Source organism: Synechococcus sp. R5-12 (assembly GCF_047502655.1).
GTDB lineage: Bacteria > Cyanobacteriota > Cyanobacteriia > Thermostichales > Thermostichaceae > Thermostichus.
The window spans coordinates 1-713 of sequence record NZ_JANSIM010000301.1; the positions used below are offsets into that span (position 1 = coordinate 1).

1 protein-coding gene and 1 pseudogene are annotated in these 713 nt (G+C 62.1%); both read right to left on the reverse strand.

What is annotated here, in order from left to right:
• Nucleotides 1–499: pseudogene (locus NW843_RS13610) on the reverse strand (hypothetical protein); the annotation flags it as partial.
• Between the two features lie 3 nt (nt 500–502).
• Nucleotides 503–682: a hypothetical protein gene (locus tag NW843_RS13615; RefSeq protein WP_011432732.1), complete on the reverse strand. Its 180-nt coding sequence runs from the start codon at nt 680–682 to the stop codon at nt 503–505.
• Between the last annotated feature and the right edge of the window lie 31 nt (nt 683–713).

The following is a 713-nucleotide window of genomic DNA, read 5'->3' on the forward strand; positions in this document are numbered from 1 at the left end:
TAAGCGGGACGGAGTCCTTTCGCGTAAGCGGGACGGAGTCCTTTAGCGGGGCGGAGCCCTTTCGCTGGGCTCGAATCGGCTTGCGGGCACAGAAGCGGGATACCCCCTGCACCTGCTCCAGGCGAATTTGGGGCGGCGAGCGCCGTTGCAAGGTTTGCGCCTCCGGGGAGTCTGCCGCAATTAGGCGGCCTTGGTGCAGGTAGGTGGGGCTGACCCAGTGGAGATTGGGATGGTTGCCCGCCAGCAGCCAACGGCAGTGGGAGCACTTGCCGCAAGGGATCCCGGAGCTGGATTCGCACAAGAGGGCCTGGGCAAACCAACGGGCCATCAGCTTCCGCCCCACCCCTTGGGGGCCCAAGAAGCAGTAGCTGGAAGTCACCCGCCCCTTCTCCAGGGCCGCCACAAGCAGTCGTGCCGCCATCTCCTGCCCGACAATGTGCTGTGGAGGCAAGACCTTCATCCGCTTGACGGTCTCGGCGCTCGGACGGAGTTCTGGCATATCTCAGCATCCGCTGGCAGAAGCTGGCAGGAAATGTTTGCGAAAATACTGCAGCGTCTCCGGTCGCAATAACCCCCGCTCCACCAAGGGATCCCCCCAGTGGGGCGAAGATTCATCCATCGGCGGCAAGGACTCCAGCACTTCAGCAGCCAACAAGTCGGCAGCCTTGAGGAACTGATACATTTACGCTGAACACTGCTGAACATCACTGTTC